This window comes from Sorangium sp. So ce362 (assembly GCF_051519845.1).
Classification (GTDB): domain Bacteria; phylum Myxococcota_A; class Polyangia; order Polyangiales; family Polyangiaceae; genus Sorangium.
This window is the reverse complement of sequence record NZ_CP150332.1, coordinates 10,587,747-10,604,242: the sequence shown is the minus strand read 5'-3', so window position 1 is coordinate 10,604,242 and position 16,496 is coordinate 10,587,747. Positions and strand designations below refer to the sequence as shown.

15 protein-coding genes are annotated in these 16,496 nt (G+C 67.0%); 7 read left to right on the top strand and 8 right to left on the bottom strand.

Annotated features, from left to right (window positions below):
• Positions 1-19 precede the first annotated feature (19 nt).
• Both WMF17_RS40840 and WMF17_RS40835 read right to left on the bottom strand, forming a co-directional pair.
• On the bottom strand, positions 20-562 hold the full coding sequence (locus WMF17_RS40840) for a nucleotidyltransferase (RefSeq protein ID WP_437651447.1): 543 nt from the start codon (positions 560-562) through the stop codon (positions 20-22).
• A 13-nt stretch (positions 563-575) separates the two neighbouring features.
• Positions 576-842, bottom strand: a complete 267-nt coding sequence (locus WMF17_RS40835) for a hypothetical protein (RefSeq protein WP_437604391.1) — start codon at positions 840-842, stop codon at positions 576-578.
• 44 nt (positions 843-886) lie between these two features.
• Between WMF17_RS40835 and WMF17_RS40830 the strand changes: the two genes are divergently transcribed.
• Both WMF17_RS40830 and WMF17_RS40825 read left to right on the top strand, forming a co-directional pair.
• Positions 887-1,171 carry a hypothetical protein gene (locus tag WMF17_RS40830; RefSeq protein WP_437646428.1) on the top strand — a complete coding sequence of 95 codons (285 nt, stop codon included), beginning with the start codon at positions 887-889 and terminating at the stop codon, positions 1,169-1,171.
• A gap of 259 nt (positions 1,172-1,430) precedes the next feature.
• The gene (locus WMF17_RS40825; protein WP_437646427.1) at positions 1,431-2,339 is read left to right on the top strand and encodes a hypothetical protein; all 909 of its coding nucleotides are present in this window, start codon (positions 1,431-1,433) and stop codon (positions 2,337-2,339) included.
• A 59-nt stretch (positions 2,340-2,398) separates the two neighbouring features.
• Here the strand turns inward: WMF17_RS40825 and WMF17_RS40820 are convergent, their stop codons facing one another.
• Together WMF17_RS40820 and WMF17_RS40815 are read right to left on the bottom strand one after the other, a co-directional pair.
• On the bottom strand, positions 2,399-4,294 hold the full coding sequence (locus tag WMF17_RS40820) for a hypothetical protein (RefSeq protein WP_437646426.1): 1,896 nt from the start codon (positions 4,292-4,294) through the stop codon (positions 2,399-2,401).
• Between the two features lie 765 nt (positions 4,295-5,059).
• Complete coding sequence (locus tag WMF17_RS40815; protein ID WP_437646425.1) at positions 5,060-5,608, bottom strand: hypothetical protein; 549 nt, start codon at positions 5,606-5,608, stop codon at positions 5,060-5,062.
• 490 nt (positions 5,609-6,098) lie between these two features.
• On the opposite strand from WMF17_RS40815, the gene WMF17_RS40810 reads away from it, so the two are divergent.
• Together WMF17_RS40810 and WMF17_RS40805 are read left to right on the top strand one after the other, a co-directional pair.
• Entirely contained in the window at positions 6,099-6,983 is an 885-nt protein-coding gene (locus WMF17_RS40810; protein WP_437646424.1) for a hypothetical protein, read from the top strand.
• Positions 6,984-7,206: 223 nt separating this feature from the next.
• Complete coding sequence (locus WMF17_RS40805) at positions 7,207-7,434, top strand: hypothetical protein (RefSeq protein ID WP_437646423.1); 228 nt, start codon at positions 7,207-7,209, stop codon at positions 7,432-7,434.
• Positions 7,435-7,706: 272 nt separating this feature from the next.
• Here the strand turns inward: WMF17_RS40805 and WMF17_RS40800 are convergent, their stop codons facing one another.
• Together WMF17_RS40800 and WMF17_RS40795 are read right to left on the bottom strand one after the other, a co-directional pair.
• Positions 7,707-9,065, bottom strand: a complete 1,359-nt coding sequence (locus WMF17_RS40800; RefSeq protein ID WP_437646422.1) for a hypothetical protein — start codon at positions 9,063-9,065, stop codon at positions 7,707-7,709.
• 880 nt (positions 9,066-9,945) lie between these two features.
• Positions 9,946-11,721, bottom strand: a complete 1,776-nt coding sequence (locus tag WMF17_RS40795; protein ID WP_437646421.1) for an ATP-dependent nuclease — start codon at positions 11,719-11,721, stop codon at positions 9,946-9,948.
• A gap of 104 nt (positions 11,722-11,825) precedes the next feature.
• Between WMF17_RS40795 and WMF17_RS40790 the strand changes: the two genes are divergently transcribed.
• From WMF17_RS40790 to WMF17_RS40780, 3 genes are all read left to right on the top strand, one after another.
• Positions 11,826-12,101, top strand: a complete 276-nt coding sequence (locus WMF17_RS40790) for a site-specific integrase (RefSeq protein WP_437646420.1) — start codon at positions 11,826-11,828, stop codon at positions 12,099-12,101.
• Between the two features lie 323 nt (positions 12,102-12,424).
• Positions 12,425-12,634 carry a tyrosine-type recombinase/integrase gene (locus tag WMF17_RS40785; protein ID WP_437646419.1) on the top strand — a complete coding sequence of 70 codons (210 nt, stop codon included), beginning with the start codon at positions 12,425-12,427 and terminating at the stop codon, positions 12,632-12,634.
• 257 nt (positions 12,635-12,891) lie between these two features.
• A complete protein-coding gene (locus tag WMF17_RS40780) occupies positions 12,892-13,689 on the top strand; it encodes a hypothetical protein (RefSeq protein ID WP_437646418.1) in 798 nt (265 codons plus the stop codon).
• Positions 13,690-13,705: 16 nt separating this feature from the next.
• On the opposite strand, the gene WMF17_RS40775 is transcribed toward WMF17_RS40780, so the two are convergent.
• Together WMF17_RS40775 and WMF17_RS40770 are read right to left on the bottom strand one after the other, a co-directional pair.
• Positions 13,706-13,945: a hypothetical protein gene (locus WMF17_RS40775; protein ID WP_437646417.1), complete on the bottom strand. Its 240-nt coding sequence runs from the start codon at positions 13,943-13,945 to the stop codon at positions 13,706-13,708.
• A 254-nt stretch (positions 13,946-14,199) separates the two neighbouring features.
• Positions 14,200-15,978: a hypothetical protein gene (locus tag WMF17_RS40770; protein ID WP_437646416.1), complete on the bottom strand. Its 1,779-nt coding sequence runs from the start codon at positions 15,976-15,978 to the stop codon at positions 14,200-14,202.
• Positions 15,979-16,496: the final 518 nt, after the last annotated feature.

Sequence of the window (16,496 nt, the reverse complement as noted above, 5' to 3'; positions counted from 1 at the left end):
CGGGATTGGCCCGCTCATCTCATTGCCGGCGTACGGCGGTGGCGCGTGCTGTGCGGATCAGACGCTCGAGACGGCGGAGCAATCTGTCCTCGCCGAGGGCGGCCTCGATCTCGCCGAGGAGCTCGCGGATGCGATCGAGGTCGAGGTCGTGCTGCTCGAGCAGCACGCCGCGCACGTCCTCGAGGTCCTTGGGGCGGCCGGCCAGGACCTTGGTGACGACCAGGTCTTCCGGGCTGATCATCGGCACGCGCACGCCGCCGAGGTCGATCAGCCTGCGGCGCGCCAGGAACTCGATGTGCAGGCTCGACGCCGCGATCACCACGTCGATGGGCATGCTGGTCGAGCGGTGCACGAGCGGGAGCAGGCGGGCTTCGCGGAGGAAGTCCTCGCCGAGGTGGATCCGCAGGTCGAAGCCCGCGCGCGAGAGGTCGTCCACGAGGGTGAGCGCGCTGGTCTGCGCGAGGTCGATGGTGACGTCGACGTCCGCCGTCATGCGGGGCCTGCCGTAGGCCACGGCGGCCTGCGCGCCGAAGACGTACCAGCGGAGGCGGCGCCGCCGCAGCGCCGCGGCGAGGTCAGCGAGCAGGGCGACGGCGGCGGGGCGGGACGCGGTCGAGGGCCTCGAGGACGCGGAGGTGCGTGGCGAGGTCTTCGCCGCGTTCTTCTTCGCCCGGCCAGCCGGGCTTTTGCGCGAGGACTTGCTTGCGGAGCTCATCGGCGATCCGGATCCCGGCGGCTGGGCCGTGCTGCCTCTTCCAGTCGCGCCAGTAGAGCTCCTTGTCGCGCTGGGCGGCCGCCCAGCCCTGGCGAGCGAACCGCCGGAGCTCGTCAGCGTTGCGCATCGTGACCAGGCTACCACGACGGCAGCGCCGGACCGAGGCGTGCCTTGCGATCACCAGGTCGGGCCGGCGAGCGGGTGGCGGCGGATGCTGAAGTCGAACTCGGCGAGGGGGTCGAAGGCGTCGTCGCCGAGGGGGGGCCGGCCGTGGCCCTGGGAGAGCGCGAGGAGCAGGTCGGCCAGGTCGGCCGCGTCGGTCCAGTGGGGCGGGTCGAGCGGCCCGGCAGGTCGCGGTCGTCTTCCTTGAGGGCGTTGATGTGGCGGGCGATCTTCTCGAGCCTCTTCATGGCGCGGTCGTCGACCTGCATCCGCTGCTCGAACAGGCTGCGGTAGACGGAGTGCGCGATGGCCTCGCGCGACGTCGTCGCGGAGCGCGAGGCAGAGCGGACGAGCCGCACGCGCGGGCCACGGGGCGGTGGGTGACGTGCCCAGGCGTCAGAGCGCGCGCAGGTCACACGGCGTGACCAATCGAGGGAGGTGCCCGGAATTGAAGAGGTGGAGGCGGCTGCTCCGGCCCCTGCGGCCCATACGCATGGGCCTGGTGCGCCGCTCGAGAACTCAGCATGGCTGCAACCACCCGAGAGACGACCCGATGCCCTCTGTGACCCATGAAGCCCTGGTGGAGCTGTTCAAGAACCGGCCGACGCTGGCCGCCGAAATGCTCCAGGACGCGCTCGGCCAGCCGGTGCCGGCCTTCACGGAGGCGCGCGTCGAGTCCTCCGACCTGACGGAGGTGATGCCGTCGGACCGCCGAGCGGACGTCATCGTCGTGCTGCTGCTCGGCGAGCAGCAGCGGCCCGCGATGGCCATCGTCGTCGAGGTCCAGATCGGCGTGGATCCGGACAAGCCGTACGTCTGGCCGGTGTACGTCACGCAGACGCGGGCCCGGCACCGCTGCCCGACGTGGCTGCTGGTCGTGACGATCGACGCCGGGATCGCGCGGTGGTGCTCGCGGCCGATCGAGACGGGCCACCCCGGCTGGACGCTGATGCCGCTGGTGCTCGGGCCAGCGGGCGTCCCGGTCGTCACCGACGCCGAGCAGGCGAGGGCGGCGCCCGAGGTGGTGGTGCTCTCGGCCATGGCGCACGGGCGGGGCGAGGCGGGGGAGGCGATCGGCGTGGCGTTCCTCGGGGCGGCAACCGGGCTCGATGAGGAGCGCCGCGCCGTGTACGGGGACCTGGTGCTATCCTCGCTGAACGGTGCGGCGAGGCGGACGTTGGAGGCGATGATGAAGAGCGGATACGAGTTTCAGAGTGACTTCGCGCGCAGCTATGTGGCGAAGGGCCGCAAGGAGGGCATGGAAAAGGGCCGGGAGCAGGGGATCCTCGAAGGCAAGGCGCAGGCCGTGCTCGCCGTCCTCGAGGCCCGCGGGCTGGAGGTCCCTGCCGAGGTCCGGGAGCGCGTCCTCGCGTGCACCGACGTGGCCGAGCTGGACCGCTGGATCCGCCGTGCTGCATCCGTCGGCGACGCCAGGGAGCTGCTCGCGACGACCGGCTCCTGAGCGCGCACGGCCTCCGGAAGCCGTCCAAGGACTCGGTGTCCTGCAGGACGCATCGCTGGCTACGGTAGCCACCGGCCCACGTCGGCGATGGCGCGGGCAGCGCCCACGAGCGCCGCTGTGCCACCCAGTCGTCGCAAGAGCGGAGAGAGCTCGGTGAGGCTGCCGAAGCCCACCAGCATCCCGGGATATTCATCTGTCCAGTCGTTCCCGAGCTCGTTGCAGAGGACCCTGGCTGCATCGGCAAGGGCCATCCAGGGCGCGCACGCCGCCAGAATGTGCAGCGCCAGCCGGTCGCCGTGCGCGCAGTATGCGGTCATGACCTCTCGTACGGCCTTCTCGCGCATCTCCTGGGGAAGATCGGGCAAGATGCCCGCGAAGGCGACCATCCGCGATTCCCCTTCTCGGCTCTCCGCCAGGCCCCAAGCTTCCTCGGGCGAGAGGTCCGTGGGCCGAATCACCAGGTCTCGCGACAGGTACCCGTCGACCTCCTCGTGCATCGCGCCCGCGCGGATCCGACGGGTGCGCTCAGGGTCCGCTGCGCTCTGGTCCGTCGCCACGCAAGGGATGGGCCGGGGAACGATCTCGCCAAGACCTGCGCACGCATCTGTCGCCCACCGCTGAACCAACTGCTGCTCCGAGCCTGTCAACGCGGAAGCTAGCGTCACCAGCGCCTCGGCACGCTCGCGCGCAGCTCCAGCCGGCTTCTTCAGATCGACCGATGATTCAACATAAGGTGTTGTTCGGTAGCCTACTTCCTCGTGACTTCCCTCTTTCGCGAACAAAGCTCCTTCGACCAGCGCGCATCGAACAATGGCGCAGACCAGCGTTGCCCTTTCGTGCTCGGCTGCTCCAGCGCACTCTGGACTGCACGCTTCGATGAGCGCGTCCTCGGCGGCGTAGCGTGCGCGACGAGCGTCGGTGGTGAACCCGACCAAGCCTCCGGGACGGTTCATCCAGACCTGTAGCCACTCGAGCGACACAAGCCTCATCAGTTCAGACACAGAGACAGAGCGCCGCTTCATATGGGCGCCCAGATACTCCACGAGATACGGCGGCCACGCATCGGGCAAGACCGCTCCGCGCGTGAGCGTCGCCAGACCCCTCCTGATGATAGTATCTTCAATGGACGCGACCTTGTCCGCGTCAATCATCCAACTTGCACGGCTCGCATCATCGCGGAAAGAATATTTTCCATCGTCGCTCAGCAGGACGAGCCTGTGGGCAGAATGCGGCCCGTTCTTGAAAGCTTCGAGCCCGGTCGCATCCAAGCCGACTGCCGAGACGAGATCATCGTTCGATACGGGAGCGAGCACCGTCCCAAGTGCATCGAAGAAGCGGATCAACGAGGGTTCCATCTCGCCAGCTTTCTCAGCGATTGGCCGCGCCTGCGTCGATCCTTCCGACGCGTCGCTCTCGCCGGCAAGCAAGAAAAGGCTCGTCTGCTCCGGAGACCAGGCGAGGCGTTCATGCAGGCCCAGACCGCGCGCGGAAGAACTCTCCGGGCTGGCGGATACAAGGATGTGCGCCCCATCGTAGGCTTCACCCAAGAAGGGCATTCGCCTGAGCGGCCAACCATCTGCCGCCCGCTCGACCCCGTCCACGATCACGAGCAACTGGGGACACTCCTCGTTGGGAACCGAGGAGACCGAGTCGACGCTCCGCAGCGCCATTCGGATTGACAGCATCAGCTCCTCGGGACTCCGCGGCCGACTGAAGACCGCCGTTGTTGAGCTCCGAAATAAGCCGAAGAACAGCTTCAGCATGTCGCGTTCGATCGCGGTCCCAAAGCACGGACTTACCGGCACAAAGATCACCTCGGCTGCCTTGCGCTCGACGATCGATATGGCCCACCGCGCCAGGAGGGCCGTACGTGCCCCCGGATCGGCGCTCGCCATTAAGGCGCAGACAGGCCCGCCGGCAAGCCAGTCGTCAAGTTGTGCGAGCAACGAGAGCATCTCCGGCGGAGTCGGCCGCACGAGAACCTCTTCCGCGATAGTCCGCCAGAACGCGGCAAGCCCGCGATGCGACCGCGCGTAGCCTCCCTGCGGACCGCGCAAGGATTCGAGGGCACCCCGTCTCGCAGCAAGCTCCGGACCGTCAGCCGAGTCGTCGATCCCCTCCGCCCCCTCCGCGCACGTGCGTGTGCTCATCGTGCTCCATTGAAAATCTTCGCGGTGGCAGGATTATAGGTCGACTCGCCGTTCCAAGGAGCGGTTTTCCCAGGTCGGGTCGGCGGGTGTCCCTGGACAGAGGTGTGTGGGATCCCCATCTCTTTCAGCATCGCGTTGCAGACGGGGCAGGGATTGGCTGCCACTCGCCACGTCGACGGGATCGCCGCGCGACATCTTGCCGCTCGTACCGGAGCCATGATGGTTCGGGCACCCACCGCCATCGGTCGAGCCGGTGCCGCACGAGCCGGCGCCCTTGCCGCCACCGTCTGCGCCATCGCCTCCGCCACTGCCGCTGCCGCCCTGGCCGTCGCCCGCGCCGTTGCCTTTACGGCCGCCGGAGCCTCCGCCTCCGCCCCCATCACGAAGACGCCGGGGTTCATGCCGGGAATGGCAGGGATGTTCGGGACCGGGGCGGTACGGGCCATACGCCGACGATACATCAGCGGACCGGGCGTGCGGAGCGGCTGCGGCAGGAAGGGACGCCGGGAAAGCCGGGGCGCTCAACCCGGGTCGGGTCGCCCCAACCCGGGTCGGGTCGCTCGGGTCGCGCTACGCGACGGCGGCCGACTCGGCGGCGGCCGGCTCGGCGGGCTGCGGCTTGCGGGCGCCGCCCTGGCGGAAGGTCCCGAGGAAGTCGAGCAGCAGCTTCCAGCGGCCCGGCAGGTCGCGGTCGTCTTCCTTGAGGGCGTTGATCCGGCGGGCGATCTTCTCGAGCATCTTCATGGCGCGGTCGTCGACCTGCATCCGCTGCTCGAACAGGCTGCGGTAGACGGAGTGCGCGACGGCCTCGCGCGCGGCGAGGTACTTCTGCTCGGCCTGGGCCGCGAGGAGCGCCTCGGGGGTGACGTCCGGCAGGTTGAGCGCGCCGGCGTCCTCCGCGAGCAGCGCCGCCACGTCGTCCAGGATGCCCGCATAGCCGGGCAGCGCCTTGCGCAGCCGCGCGGTCTGCTCGGGCTTGAGCGGCGGCGAGAGCGTCACGCCCAGCATGTCGGCCACCTCGCGGGTGCTCGGCGGCCTGGCCGGCCTGGTGCTGCTCGGCTTCGTGGTGGGGCTTGGGCTCTTCTTCTTCGTCGTCTGCTTCGTCGTTCGGGGTGCCATGGAGTCCTCCTGGCGGGTTCAAGGTCGATGATGGCTTCGTCAGCAAGGAATGATGGGTCAGCCATCATTCCATCCTGGAGCGTTCATCGTCGAAGCCTGCTGGGTCAACCCCGGAGCAAGGTCCGGTCGACCTCCAGCACGAATTCAGCACCCTCGCGACGGGCGCGATGGTGCGCGTCCGCCGCGACGCCCGCCTGAAAAGCTCCAGCGGGCGTCCATGGTGATCCGGGGAAGTCCGGGGAAGACGCGATTCGGGACGTCGTCGCGGAGCGCGAGGCAGAGCGGACGAGCGGCACGCGCGGGCCACGGGGCGGTGGGTGACGTGCCCAGGCGTCAGAGCGCGCGCAGGTCACACGGCGTGACCACTCGATGGAGGTGCCCGGAATTGAAGAGGTGGAGGCGGCTGCTCCGGCCCCTGCGGCCCGTACGCATGGGCCTGGCGCGCCGCTGGAGAACGCAGCATGGCTGCAACCACCCGAGAGACGACCCGATGCCCTCAGTGACCCATGAAGCCCTGGTGGAGCTGTTCAAGAACCGACCGACGCTGGCCGCCGAGATGCTCCAGGACGCGCTCGGCCAGCCGGTGCCGGCCTTTGCGGAGGCGCGCGTCGAGTCCTCCGACCTGACGGAGGTGATGCCGTCGGACCGGAGGGCGGACGTCATCCTCGTGATGCTGCTCGGCGAGCAGCAGCGGCCCGCGATGGCCATCGTCGTCGAGGTCCAGCTCGGCGTGGATCCGGACAAGCCGTACGTCTGGCCGGTGTACGTCACCCAGACGAGGGCCCGGCACCGCTGCCCGACGTGGCTGCTGGTCGTGACAATCGACGCGGACATCGCGCGGTGGTGCGCGCGACCGATTGAGGCGGGCCATCCCGGCTTGACGCTGACGCCGCTGGTGCTCGGGCCGTCGGGCGTCCCGGTCGTCACCGATGCCGAGCAGGCGAAGGCGGCGCCCGAGGTGGTCGTGCTCTCGGCGATGGCGCACGGGCAAGGCGAGGCAGGGGAGGCGATCGGCGTGGCGTTCCTGGGGGCGGCAGCCGGGCTCGATGAGGAGCGCCGCGCCGTGTACGGGGACCTGGTGCTATCCTCGCTGAACGCAGCGGCGAGGCGGACGTTGGAGGCGATGATGAAGAGCGGATACGAGTTTCAGAGCGAGTTCGCGCGCAGCTATGTGGCGAAGGGCGTGGAGAAGGGGCGCCTCGAAGCGAAGGCGCACGACGTGCTCGCCTTCCTCGAGGCCCGCGGGCTGGAGGTCCCTGCCGAGGTCCGGGAGCGCGTCCTCGCGAGCACCGACCTCGCCGAGCTGGACCGCTGGATCCGCCGCGCTGCATCCGTCAGCGACGCCAGGGAGCTGCTCGCGACGACCGGCTCCTGAGCCACCGGCGCAGGCAGCGTCTTCGATGCCCGTCGGCTCGCCGTTGGCGGCGATGTCGTCGTCGTGACGATCAACTTCCGGCTCGGCATCTTCTATCCGGGCCTGCCCGCGCTGCCGCCGTTCTGGTCGCCGCTCGCCGACCAGCAAGCGACGGGGGGAGGCGCTCGCGGCCGAGCGGGGGTGGGTCGAACCGGCGAGCGAGCCGGCCGTCGCGCTCGAGCGCTTGCGCGGCGTGCCGGTGGACGAGCTGATGCCGCACACGGCGCGCTTCGTCATGCCCGCGGTCGGTGACACCGTGCTGTCCGAGAGCCCGGCCGACGCGCTGCGAGCGGGGCGATTCCATCGCGTGCCGGTTCTCTCGGGCGCCACGCAGGACGAGGGCCGGCTGTTCGGCATCCGCGGCGTCGATGTCGAGGTCGCGCACCAGCTCGACTTCTGGTCGACGCTGTGAGGCGCGCTCGGTGAGCACGGCGGACGTCGTGATCGTGGGATCTACGTCCCATCGTGCTGGCGACGTGTTCTGACTCCGTTACCGCGTCGAGCCACGGGGCGAGATCCGGTAGCCGCGCACATGCGAACGGCCGCCGGCTCGGCACCGGTCGGCTCGGCGGGCTGCGGCTTGCGGACGCCGCCTTGGCGGAAGGCCGGAGGAAGTCGAGCAGCAGCTTCCAGCGGGCCGGCAGATCGCAGCGCTCGCTGCCTGCCACATCGACGTGAACAGAGCTACTTCATCTGCTCGAACCCAAGGCGACTGTACGAATATGTGTGCTGGTTCAGGATCTTCGCTCCGAAGGCGTTCTTTCCACGAACTTGGCAGCTGAAGACCCAGCAGTTCTGCTCAGTCAAGATCGGCTGGGTGCAGTTCTCTACATCAATCGAGTCGGGATCGTGAGCCGTCCTTCGTATCACCGACTCGAGTCCAACTACCTCGCCGTTCCACGCGCTGACCATGGGTGCCTCGCCGCACAGCGCGCGATAGGCCGCTGCCTTTTCCTCTTCTTCCTTGCGCTTAGCCTCGGCACGCTCGATTTTGGCTCGCTCTCTTGCGACGGCGCCCGCGATTCCTCGTTTCAGAGCTTCGACTCGACGACGCTGACCAGCCAGATCGAAGCCTGCGGGGACTTTCGAGCGCATTGGTTCGCTCAATGACTCCAGGTATCCGATGCTCGATAGCGCCGAGTTATATGACTCATCGGCATTGAGCCATTGCTGCACTGCGGCTGATTTTTTCGCCTTTTCAGTGTCCACTGGAATGCCGGCGAGCGCTTTCGCTAGGCCAATGTAGCCTTCGATATCGCCCTGAATCTTGCGGGCGTACTGACCGATTTCGGTGAGTTCCGTGGGTGTCGGATTGCCGAGCTGAATCTGCTCATCGGCGATCTCTTTCGCGATCGCCTTGGTGCGCTCGATGGCGGAGGCGGAATTTGTTTCCGCCTGAACCAAAGCCTTGTCGAGCTCCTCCCTCCAGGTCTTCACCAGTGTCGGGGTTTCAGCGCGCCGTTTCTGTAGTGCCTTCTCTGCAAGTTGCGCCTGCTCGGCTTTTGCCGCTTCTACCTGAAGCCTCTGATCCTCCTTCTTGGCAGCCTCGTGACGTTCGCCAATCCCGATCACTCCACAAGACCCGAAGAGGAGCCCCGATAGAGCGGTGACACCGAGAATGGAGCGTTTCTTTCCGGCATCCTCCGGAATGAATTTGGGGAGTCGGACCTTGCCCATCCACGCCATGATGGCGAACGCCGCGATCGCAAGACCGAGGACAAGACCTACCCAAGCAAGGGCCATGAAAACCCGAGCGACGAGGATTACACCGAGCAGGAGCAGCAGGTGCCTCCAGCTCAGCCCTCCTTTCTTCGGCGCCTTCTGTGATAACGCGTTAGTTGATCCCCGCTGGACCTGCGGGGCGTGCGGCAACGACCCTGGGTTCTGCGGAAAATAGTCCCTGAGAAAGGGGGTCATTTCAGCAGGGGCGGGATGTTCCCATGAGTCGTGCCGGATCAGCGTGTCCGCACGAACGCTTCCCGCACCCACGAGGTTCTTCAGCTCGTCATCGGACGCGGGACGCCATTGCGCGCCCCACTGCACGTACCACATTACTCCGCTCCCTTCGCAAATTTACCGAAATACTACGCCAGGTCGACCTGGCGCGTAAGCAAAAGAAGACCGGTCGCGGCGCGACGAGGTGCGGCGCAGCGAACGGATGAGTAGGGCCTCGGGCATCGCAGCACGACGTACAGGGGGTCGTCCGCCCTTACGGCTGGATTTCGCTGGCAGCTCGGCGGCCGCTGCTGCGCGGATGTCGAGGTCGCGCACCAGCTCGACTTCGGGTCGAAGCTGTGAGGCGCGCTCGCTGAGCACGGCGAACGTCGTGATCGTGGCACGCACGTCCCATCGTGCTGGCGACGTCCTCTGGCTGCGTTACCGCGTCGAGGCACGGGGCGAGCGTAGGTAGCTGCGCACATGCGAACGGCCCCGGCGCCAGTCGCGGGTGCCTATGGAGGGCACCTCGGCCTGGGTGGCGGCGAAGGGGCCGGACATCGCCGACAAGCGCCGCGAGCACGAGCGGACGGCCGCGACGTACGGGGGGACGCTTGAATGTGCGGCCGCATCACGAGGGAGCCGCTCGCCGACGCGCTCCGCGACGCCGACAAGCGAACGAGATCGACGGTGACCACGTCGTCGCCGTCCTCACCGACCGCGCGTCGGACGACGACCTCGCGCACTTGCGGGAGCGCGGCGTGTCGTACCTGTTCGCCGGCGGGCGCAGGAGGGACGGAGCGGACCGCGAGGGCGGTGGCGACGTGGACCTCGCCACCGCCTGCTGGCAACGGTTCCGTTATCGGCAATTTTTGATGTGTCTAACGCTTGATTCAACTGCAAAGACGGAAAGCAAGGGCAATGGACGAGATGCCGGTGCTCATCAGCTGTATCCAGATATTGGGCAGCTCATGTGGAGTCGTGCGGCTCATGTCGAGGTCGTCCGATACTGCTCAAGCTTGTTGAGCAACGCAACGAGATCGCTGGGGATCTCCTCCCGGTGGATGGCATCAATGATGCGCGCATCTGTGAGTGCAATGCCGAGATTCTGGTAGTGCTCGCGCAACGCGCGTAGGACATCCTTGCCGCCTACGATTTCCAATCGATAGTTGAGAGTGTTCCACTTCGCTGCGACCGCGGCAAGAGTCTCCCGTGTGATCTCGGAGAGGTCCTTCCGCTGGTTCCGGAGATACGTTACGCGCCTCGCAATAAGCTGAGCCTGCACGTCGTCCCTCATACCATCGGTGATGTCACGCAACACCTGATCCGCAGGCGGAGGCTTTACAGGCGTACTATTCGTACGCGTCGCACGGTCTGCGGCAGCGCGTTGCGCGGCGCGATCGATCGCCGCCGGGATCAAGAGGTAGTTCTCAATTTCCTTTCTCTCATGGACGTGTGCCAAGGCCAGCGCCGTGCTTAGAGTAGAATGTACATGACCAATTTCCTCTTCACAGAAGTAATCACGGTCGTAGACGGCCGCGATACGAAGCTTCGCACCTAGGGCGTCCTCAATACCTTCAGCAAGAGTGGTGATCTTTTGCCAAGATCCGAAACCACCGGAGTCAAGGCTTGTAATTCCAATTCCGGCGGACAATTCGCTCAAGCCAAGTCGCTTAGCGAACCGGCGGATGAGCCGGAAGTCGTCATCGCCTTCGACGAATAGGACCCGGCGATTGCGTGCCAGCCCCGTTAGCGTGATGTTCTGCACGGAGCCGACGGCGCCAAGAGCTCGCTGTACGCCTGCAACGTCACGAAGTCGCTCGGCTGCGTGCTTCCGCTTGTCGATCAATAGAAGGTCGCTCGGGTCAGCCTCCGCCATGATCTCAGTGGAATGCGTGGCCAAGAGAACGTCAGGGCCAGCATCCTTTAGCAGACCGAGCAACTGCCGCTGCACGTCAGGGTGAAGGTAAACCTCGGGCTCGTCCACGATCACGATCGTGTCATCCTTTGTGCGCGACAGGTGCGTAAGGAGCTGACACCACACCTGGAACCCGAAACCAGCCCAGTAAAGCTCCCTGGTCATCCTGTCCTCAAGGCAGAACATCGCGAGTTCCCCCGTCATATGATCGCTGACCTCAGGAGCCTGGATGTCCATGCCAGGCCATGTAGCTCGGACGGATGCGGAAAACTCCTCGAAGCCATCTCGGAAATAATGCCAGTAGTTACGGAAGTGACGGGACGCTCGATGAGTGTTTAGTCCAGCGACAACTGTTTCCTTCTCGCGGCGGACCTCGCGGTGTTCGACCGGCCCGAGGACGGGCACGACCGCGACGCTAACGGGAAAATACTTGCGAAAGACGGCTGGGGACGAGATTGATGTGCCCTCGCGTGTCTCCGGGAGAAGATAGCAGCCACCGTTGCGCGGGAAGAGCAAACGAAGCCTGGAACCCGTGTTGAGGTGAAATGCAACATGGGAATCCATCTGCGAGTAGTCTGTGTGAACATTCTCGAGCGAGATTGGTAGTGTGTCCTCGCGGATGCTATAGCCGGCTTGGAATCGCCCATCTGGAAGCACGACGCGTTCGGGAGACTTCGCACGCGCGTTCCGCAGACCAGTAGCCAGTGCCCGAAAAGCCCCAAGGATCGTGGACTTGCCACAATTGTTGGGACCGACAAGGATGTTGAGGCGGTCGAGCGATATTGTATATCGGGCGAACGCCTTGTACTGCTCGAATGTTACGGACGAGATGCGAACGTCAGCCATAGGTCGAATTTCCTTGAGAGATGGATGTAGCTCATGCCCGCCCCGGTCCGATCAGTGTCAATGCGGGTCCGACGAACCGCCCCTACGCACTCAGGACCATCCATATGACCCTCATCGAAGCCGCAAGCGCCACCATCCGACGTCTGCATTGCTCTCCGCGCACTGAAGAGGCGTATGTTAATTGGATTCGGCAGTTCATTCGCTTCTGCGGCGGCAAGCACCCACGGCAGATGATCGCGGAAGACATCACGGCCCTCCTCAACGAGCTTGCGGTTGCGCGCCGCACCGCGGTGTTCACGCAGAACCAAGCGCCGTGCGCGCTCCTCTTCCTTTACAAGCGGGTCCTTGAGCTGCAGGTACCCCGGCTCGAAGCGACTTGAAGTCGCCCGCCGGCTGGAGCTCCTCCCCTCGGTCCTCTCGCGGCAGGACATGCTCACCTTGCTCGAAAACCTCGTCCCGCCTTTTCCGCTCATTGACGATTTCCTCTACGAAAGCGGCCTCCAACTCCTCAAAGCACTTTCGATTCGCGAAGGCGTCGACCTCGATCGACGGCAAATTATGGTGCGCCGTAGAAAAGGACAGCACGTTCGACCGGCCTTGCTCCCCACTCGAGCTCGCGAGCTGCAGTCCCAGCTCGACGCCATGACGCGGGACTGGTCGACAAGTCCTCTACCACCTGCATGAATCGGCAGTGTGGAGGGTCGTGTACGATGCTGGACGCGCGGCGGGGCTCACCAAGCGCGCGATATGCCATACCCTCCGCCACAGCTTCGCGACCCACCTGATCGAGGCGGGCGCCGACATCCGGACGATTCGGACACTGCTCGGCCACAAGGATGTGCGGGTCACAATGGTCTACACCCACTTCATTGACCGCGGCCCTCTCGGCATCATCAGCCGTCTCGAACGCTGACCGCCGCCTCCGCGTGGAGCGCCTTGACCCCCGACCCCACCGCGTCGTGCCGCCTCCACGCATCGTGAAAAGATAGCATATCCGAGGCCTACCCCGCCTTGTCAAGGAGACCAGCACAGGCGCACGCGGGCTCCGCCGCAGACTCGAGATGGTGCTCGGCCTCCCCGGTGCCGGCCGCGCATCCTCGGCGCGGCCGCCCTGCCGTGGGCGCCCAGGCTCCTCGCTGCCAGGCTCCGCGGAGATTATGCTGCGCCGCCATGCGCGTCCTCCAGCTCGTCCTTCCCTCCTTCCTCGCTCTCCACACGCTCGGGTGCCTGGGATCGTCCGGCGCCGCGTCCTCGCATCCCTCGGCGTCGACGGGCTACTCCGCGTCGGTCGGATCGTCCCTGTCGAGCGGCATGGGCGCCGTCAGCGCGGTGTCTCCGAGGGCGAGCCCGGGCGGCTTCGTCGTCCGGCCCGATACGATCGAGATCACGTTCGTGCTCACGGGCCGCGGCGCCGATCCGCGCGCGATCCTGGCGGATCTCAAGACGCGCGCGCAGGCGATCACGCAGCGGCTCGGGGAGGCCGCCGGCTCCCCGGTCACGAGCAAGATGCGCGGAGTGTCCACGTCCGCGGACGGGAGCGAGCTCGCCGAACCGGCCGTCTACGTGGTTCGCGTCGACGGCTCGATCGACGTCGCTCTCGCGGCGGAGCAGGACTACTGGGCACGGAGCGGTCTATGGGTGTCGCTCGTTGCGGCGACGCGCGATCTCGTCGCGGCTACGAAGTCCTCCGACACGAAGTCCTCCGAGACGGGCGTCGACCTCGGCTTCTCCGCGCCGCGTCCCCTGCTGAAGGACGCCCAGAAGCTCCGCCCGAAGCTCCTGGAACTGTGGACGGAGAGGGCCCGTCAGCTCGCGAAGCTCGCCGAGTCGGACAAGGCTCCTCTCGCGATCGTGGACTGCGCGCCTCCGGGCGACATCGACCAGCGCGTCGTCTCGCTCGAAGAGATCTCCCTGAGCGTGCCGGTGAACTGCAAGCTCAGCTCCACCGCCGCCGCGCTCGCGCCGTGAGGCGCTCTCCGATCCCTCAGCTCCCCGGGAAAACGATGACGGCGTACTCCGGGGCCATGACGCCGCCCGCGGAGAGCACGGGAGCAGCGGAGTCCACCGCGGAGTTGTCGCGGCGATGCGTGAGCCACGCGGTACAATTCCCCCGGTGAACCTTCCCGAGCTGGAAACCGAAGCCCTGGAGCTGCCCGTCGCGGAGCGCGCCCGTCTCGCGGAGACGCTTCCGGTAAGCTTGGACGAGCTCTCCGCGGAGAAGCACTGGCGTCTTCTTCGTCTGGGTTCAGGGGGCCATGGAGTCCCCCTGGCGCGTTCAAGGTCGATGATGGCTTCGCCACCATGGAATGATGGGACGGCCATCATTCCATCCTGGAGCGTCCATCGCCGAAGCCTGCGGGGCCAACCCCGGAGCAAGGCCCGGCCAACCTTCCGCATGGGTCAGCAACGTCGCGAAGGTCGCGAAGGTGCTGGAGGGGTCCAGCCTGCGGGAAGTTGCTGAAGCCGCGCGAAGGCGCTTCAGCGCCAGACGAAGCGGTAGCGCTCGGGCCCACCGTAGATGCACAGCTCGCGCTCCGTCTTGTCCCACGTGTCGCCCCAGAGCCGGGCGCGCACCACGACGGGCTCCTCCGGCGCGGGCGGCGACGGATCTCCCTTCACACCGAACACCGCGACGGCGGCGTCGGGAGCAACCTGGAGCGCCACCTGGAGGGCGAGCACCAGGTCTCCCTCGCTGCACGCAGCGACCGTTGTCCGTGGCTCGCGGTTGTAGGGGTCTCCCGCGACCTCGTTCACCGAGACGCCGTCGCCGTACCACATCGAGGCATGCTGGTCCGTGCCCTCCGGCACCGGCACGGCACCCAGCGCAGCCGCGACCGCCAGGCCGACACACGCCTTGATCTGGCAGGAGCACGGGAACTCGTCCTCGTCCGCGCTGGCGGCGCCGAGGCGCTCGAGGCACACCCGCCAGGACCCGGCGATCGGCGTGGGCTCCAGGTGCTCGTCCTCCAGGTGAACCGCGCCCTCAGCGTCGACGGCGTAGCTCACGCTGCCCAGGATCTCGGCGCCGATCGGGACGAGCTGGCCCTCGTCCACGCTCTCGGCCTCCTTCGCCGCTGGCCGGTCCGGCCACGCGCCGACGATGCCGAACGGCCCCCACTGCAAGTTGGCGAAGCGGAGGCCGCCCAGGCGCTCTTCGAAGTCGAGCGCCGCCTCGTGCGCCGGCAGCTCCCAGCAGGAGAGCAGGTGCTCGAGCGAGGCCCGCTTGCCCTGGCGCCGGGGGTCAACGCGCGCGCTGAGCCGCAAGAGCCCACGGACGGCGCGCGGCGTGAGCAGCGGGCGCAGCATGTCCTCGGCTCCGGTAAAATCACGGATGCGCGCACCGCGAGCGTCGACCGTCTCCCAGGACAGCAGCGTGCCCGCGAAGAGCCGTGTTTGCTCCAGACGCGGAGGCCCTGGCGGCGCCCACACATGGCCGGAGGTGCCCTCCTCCCCAGCGCCCGCGAGGAGCGCGACCGCGCCGCCTTCGAGGAGCACCTCGGGGGACGGCGCCACCGGCGCGCTCCTCGGCGGTTCGATCTGCAGCTCGGCGGCGGCTGTCGTGAGCTCGGCGCCTATCGCTTTGCACGCCGAGCCCGCGGCGCGCAGCGCGGCGACCGCGTCCTCCAGGACGGGGGTCCACACGAGCGTGTCGCTCTGCCCCTCGTCCCGGAGCGGGTGTCCGTCAGCGATGACGAGCGAGCCGCGGCGGAAGAAGCGGTGAAAGCCGTCCGTGGCCTCGACGGCCGGCTTCGCCCCGAGCGCTCCTGCGAGCGCCGCACCCACGTACGGCCGGAGTCGCAAGCGCAGCACCCCTTTCGCGAGCGGCTCGACGCTGGCGAGAAGGGCGATCTTCTCGAGCAGCGTCCAGGAGCTCGTGGCCACCGGGGTGAGCTCCTTGTCTCGCGGCGCGGCGCGCATCCGGTGGAGCACGCCGCGGGCATCGATGAAGTACACGGCTCCTCGGCTGCAGCCGACCGGGACGGCAACTTCTCCGTCGGGCGTTCGCCTGGCCGGCCAGTGCACTATCTGGCGCGCTGACGAGAAGGTGAGCGAGAGCCCGAGCACAGAGAGGCCGCCGACGTCACGGTGAAACTGGAGCGCGGAGTCGAGCTCCGGGAGCCCCTTGCCGCGCAGGACGGCCCGGAGCGATGCTTCGTCCACACGGCCAGCCTCTTCGATATGCGCGCCCCCGGCAGTCAGCGTGCGCCGCGCGTGCTCGGACAGCTTCTCCAGGATGATGTTCAACACATCTGCCATCCGCGTGCTCATATCACACGGGCCTCTCGTGGTTTTTGTGACGCTGGTAGCTCACGCCCTCGGGAAGCGAGCCTTTGATCCAGCTCGGATCCTTCGAGCTCGAGAAGGTCGCGCGCTCGCCGATCCCCCTCTTCGCCCCCTTCTTCCCGGTCAGCGCAGGATAGCCTTCTTGGATCGTATCCAGTGTAGGCCCACCCCACTTCGGGTGCAGATTCGCGAGGAGCTGCCTGCAATCGGGGCACCGGGCGCGGTCGACGGGGCGCGGGGCCCTTCGCTCCGGGCGCGGCTCGCGGTGTCGCTACGACGGCGTTTCAGGATGCGACAACAGCTGCCACGAAGCGGCTTCGTCCAGTGCGCCCAGCATGGGCATCGACTCGGAGGTGAAAGTCCTTCCTGAAGCAGGTCACAGCGACAGAAGCGAACCACAAGGGCGGAACCGTGAGGAACCGTCTGGAGGAAGTGGGGAGCGAACCCGCGGGCCGACGTACAGAAACCGGATCCGAGGCGGAGCCGAGCAG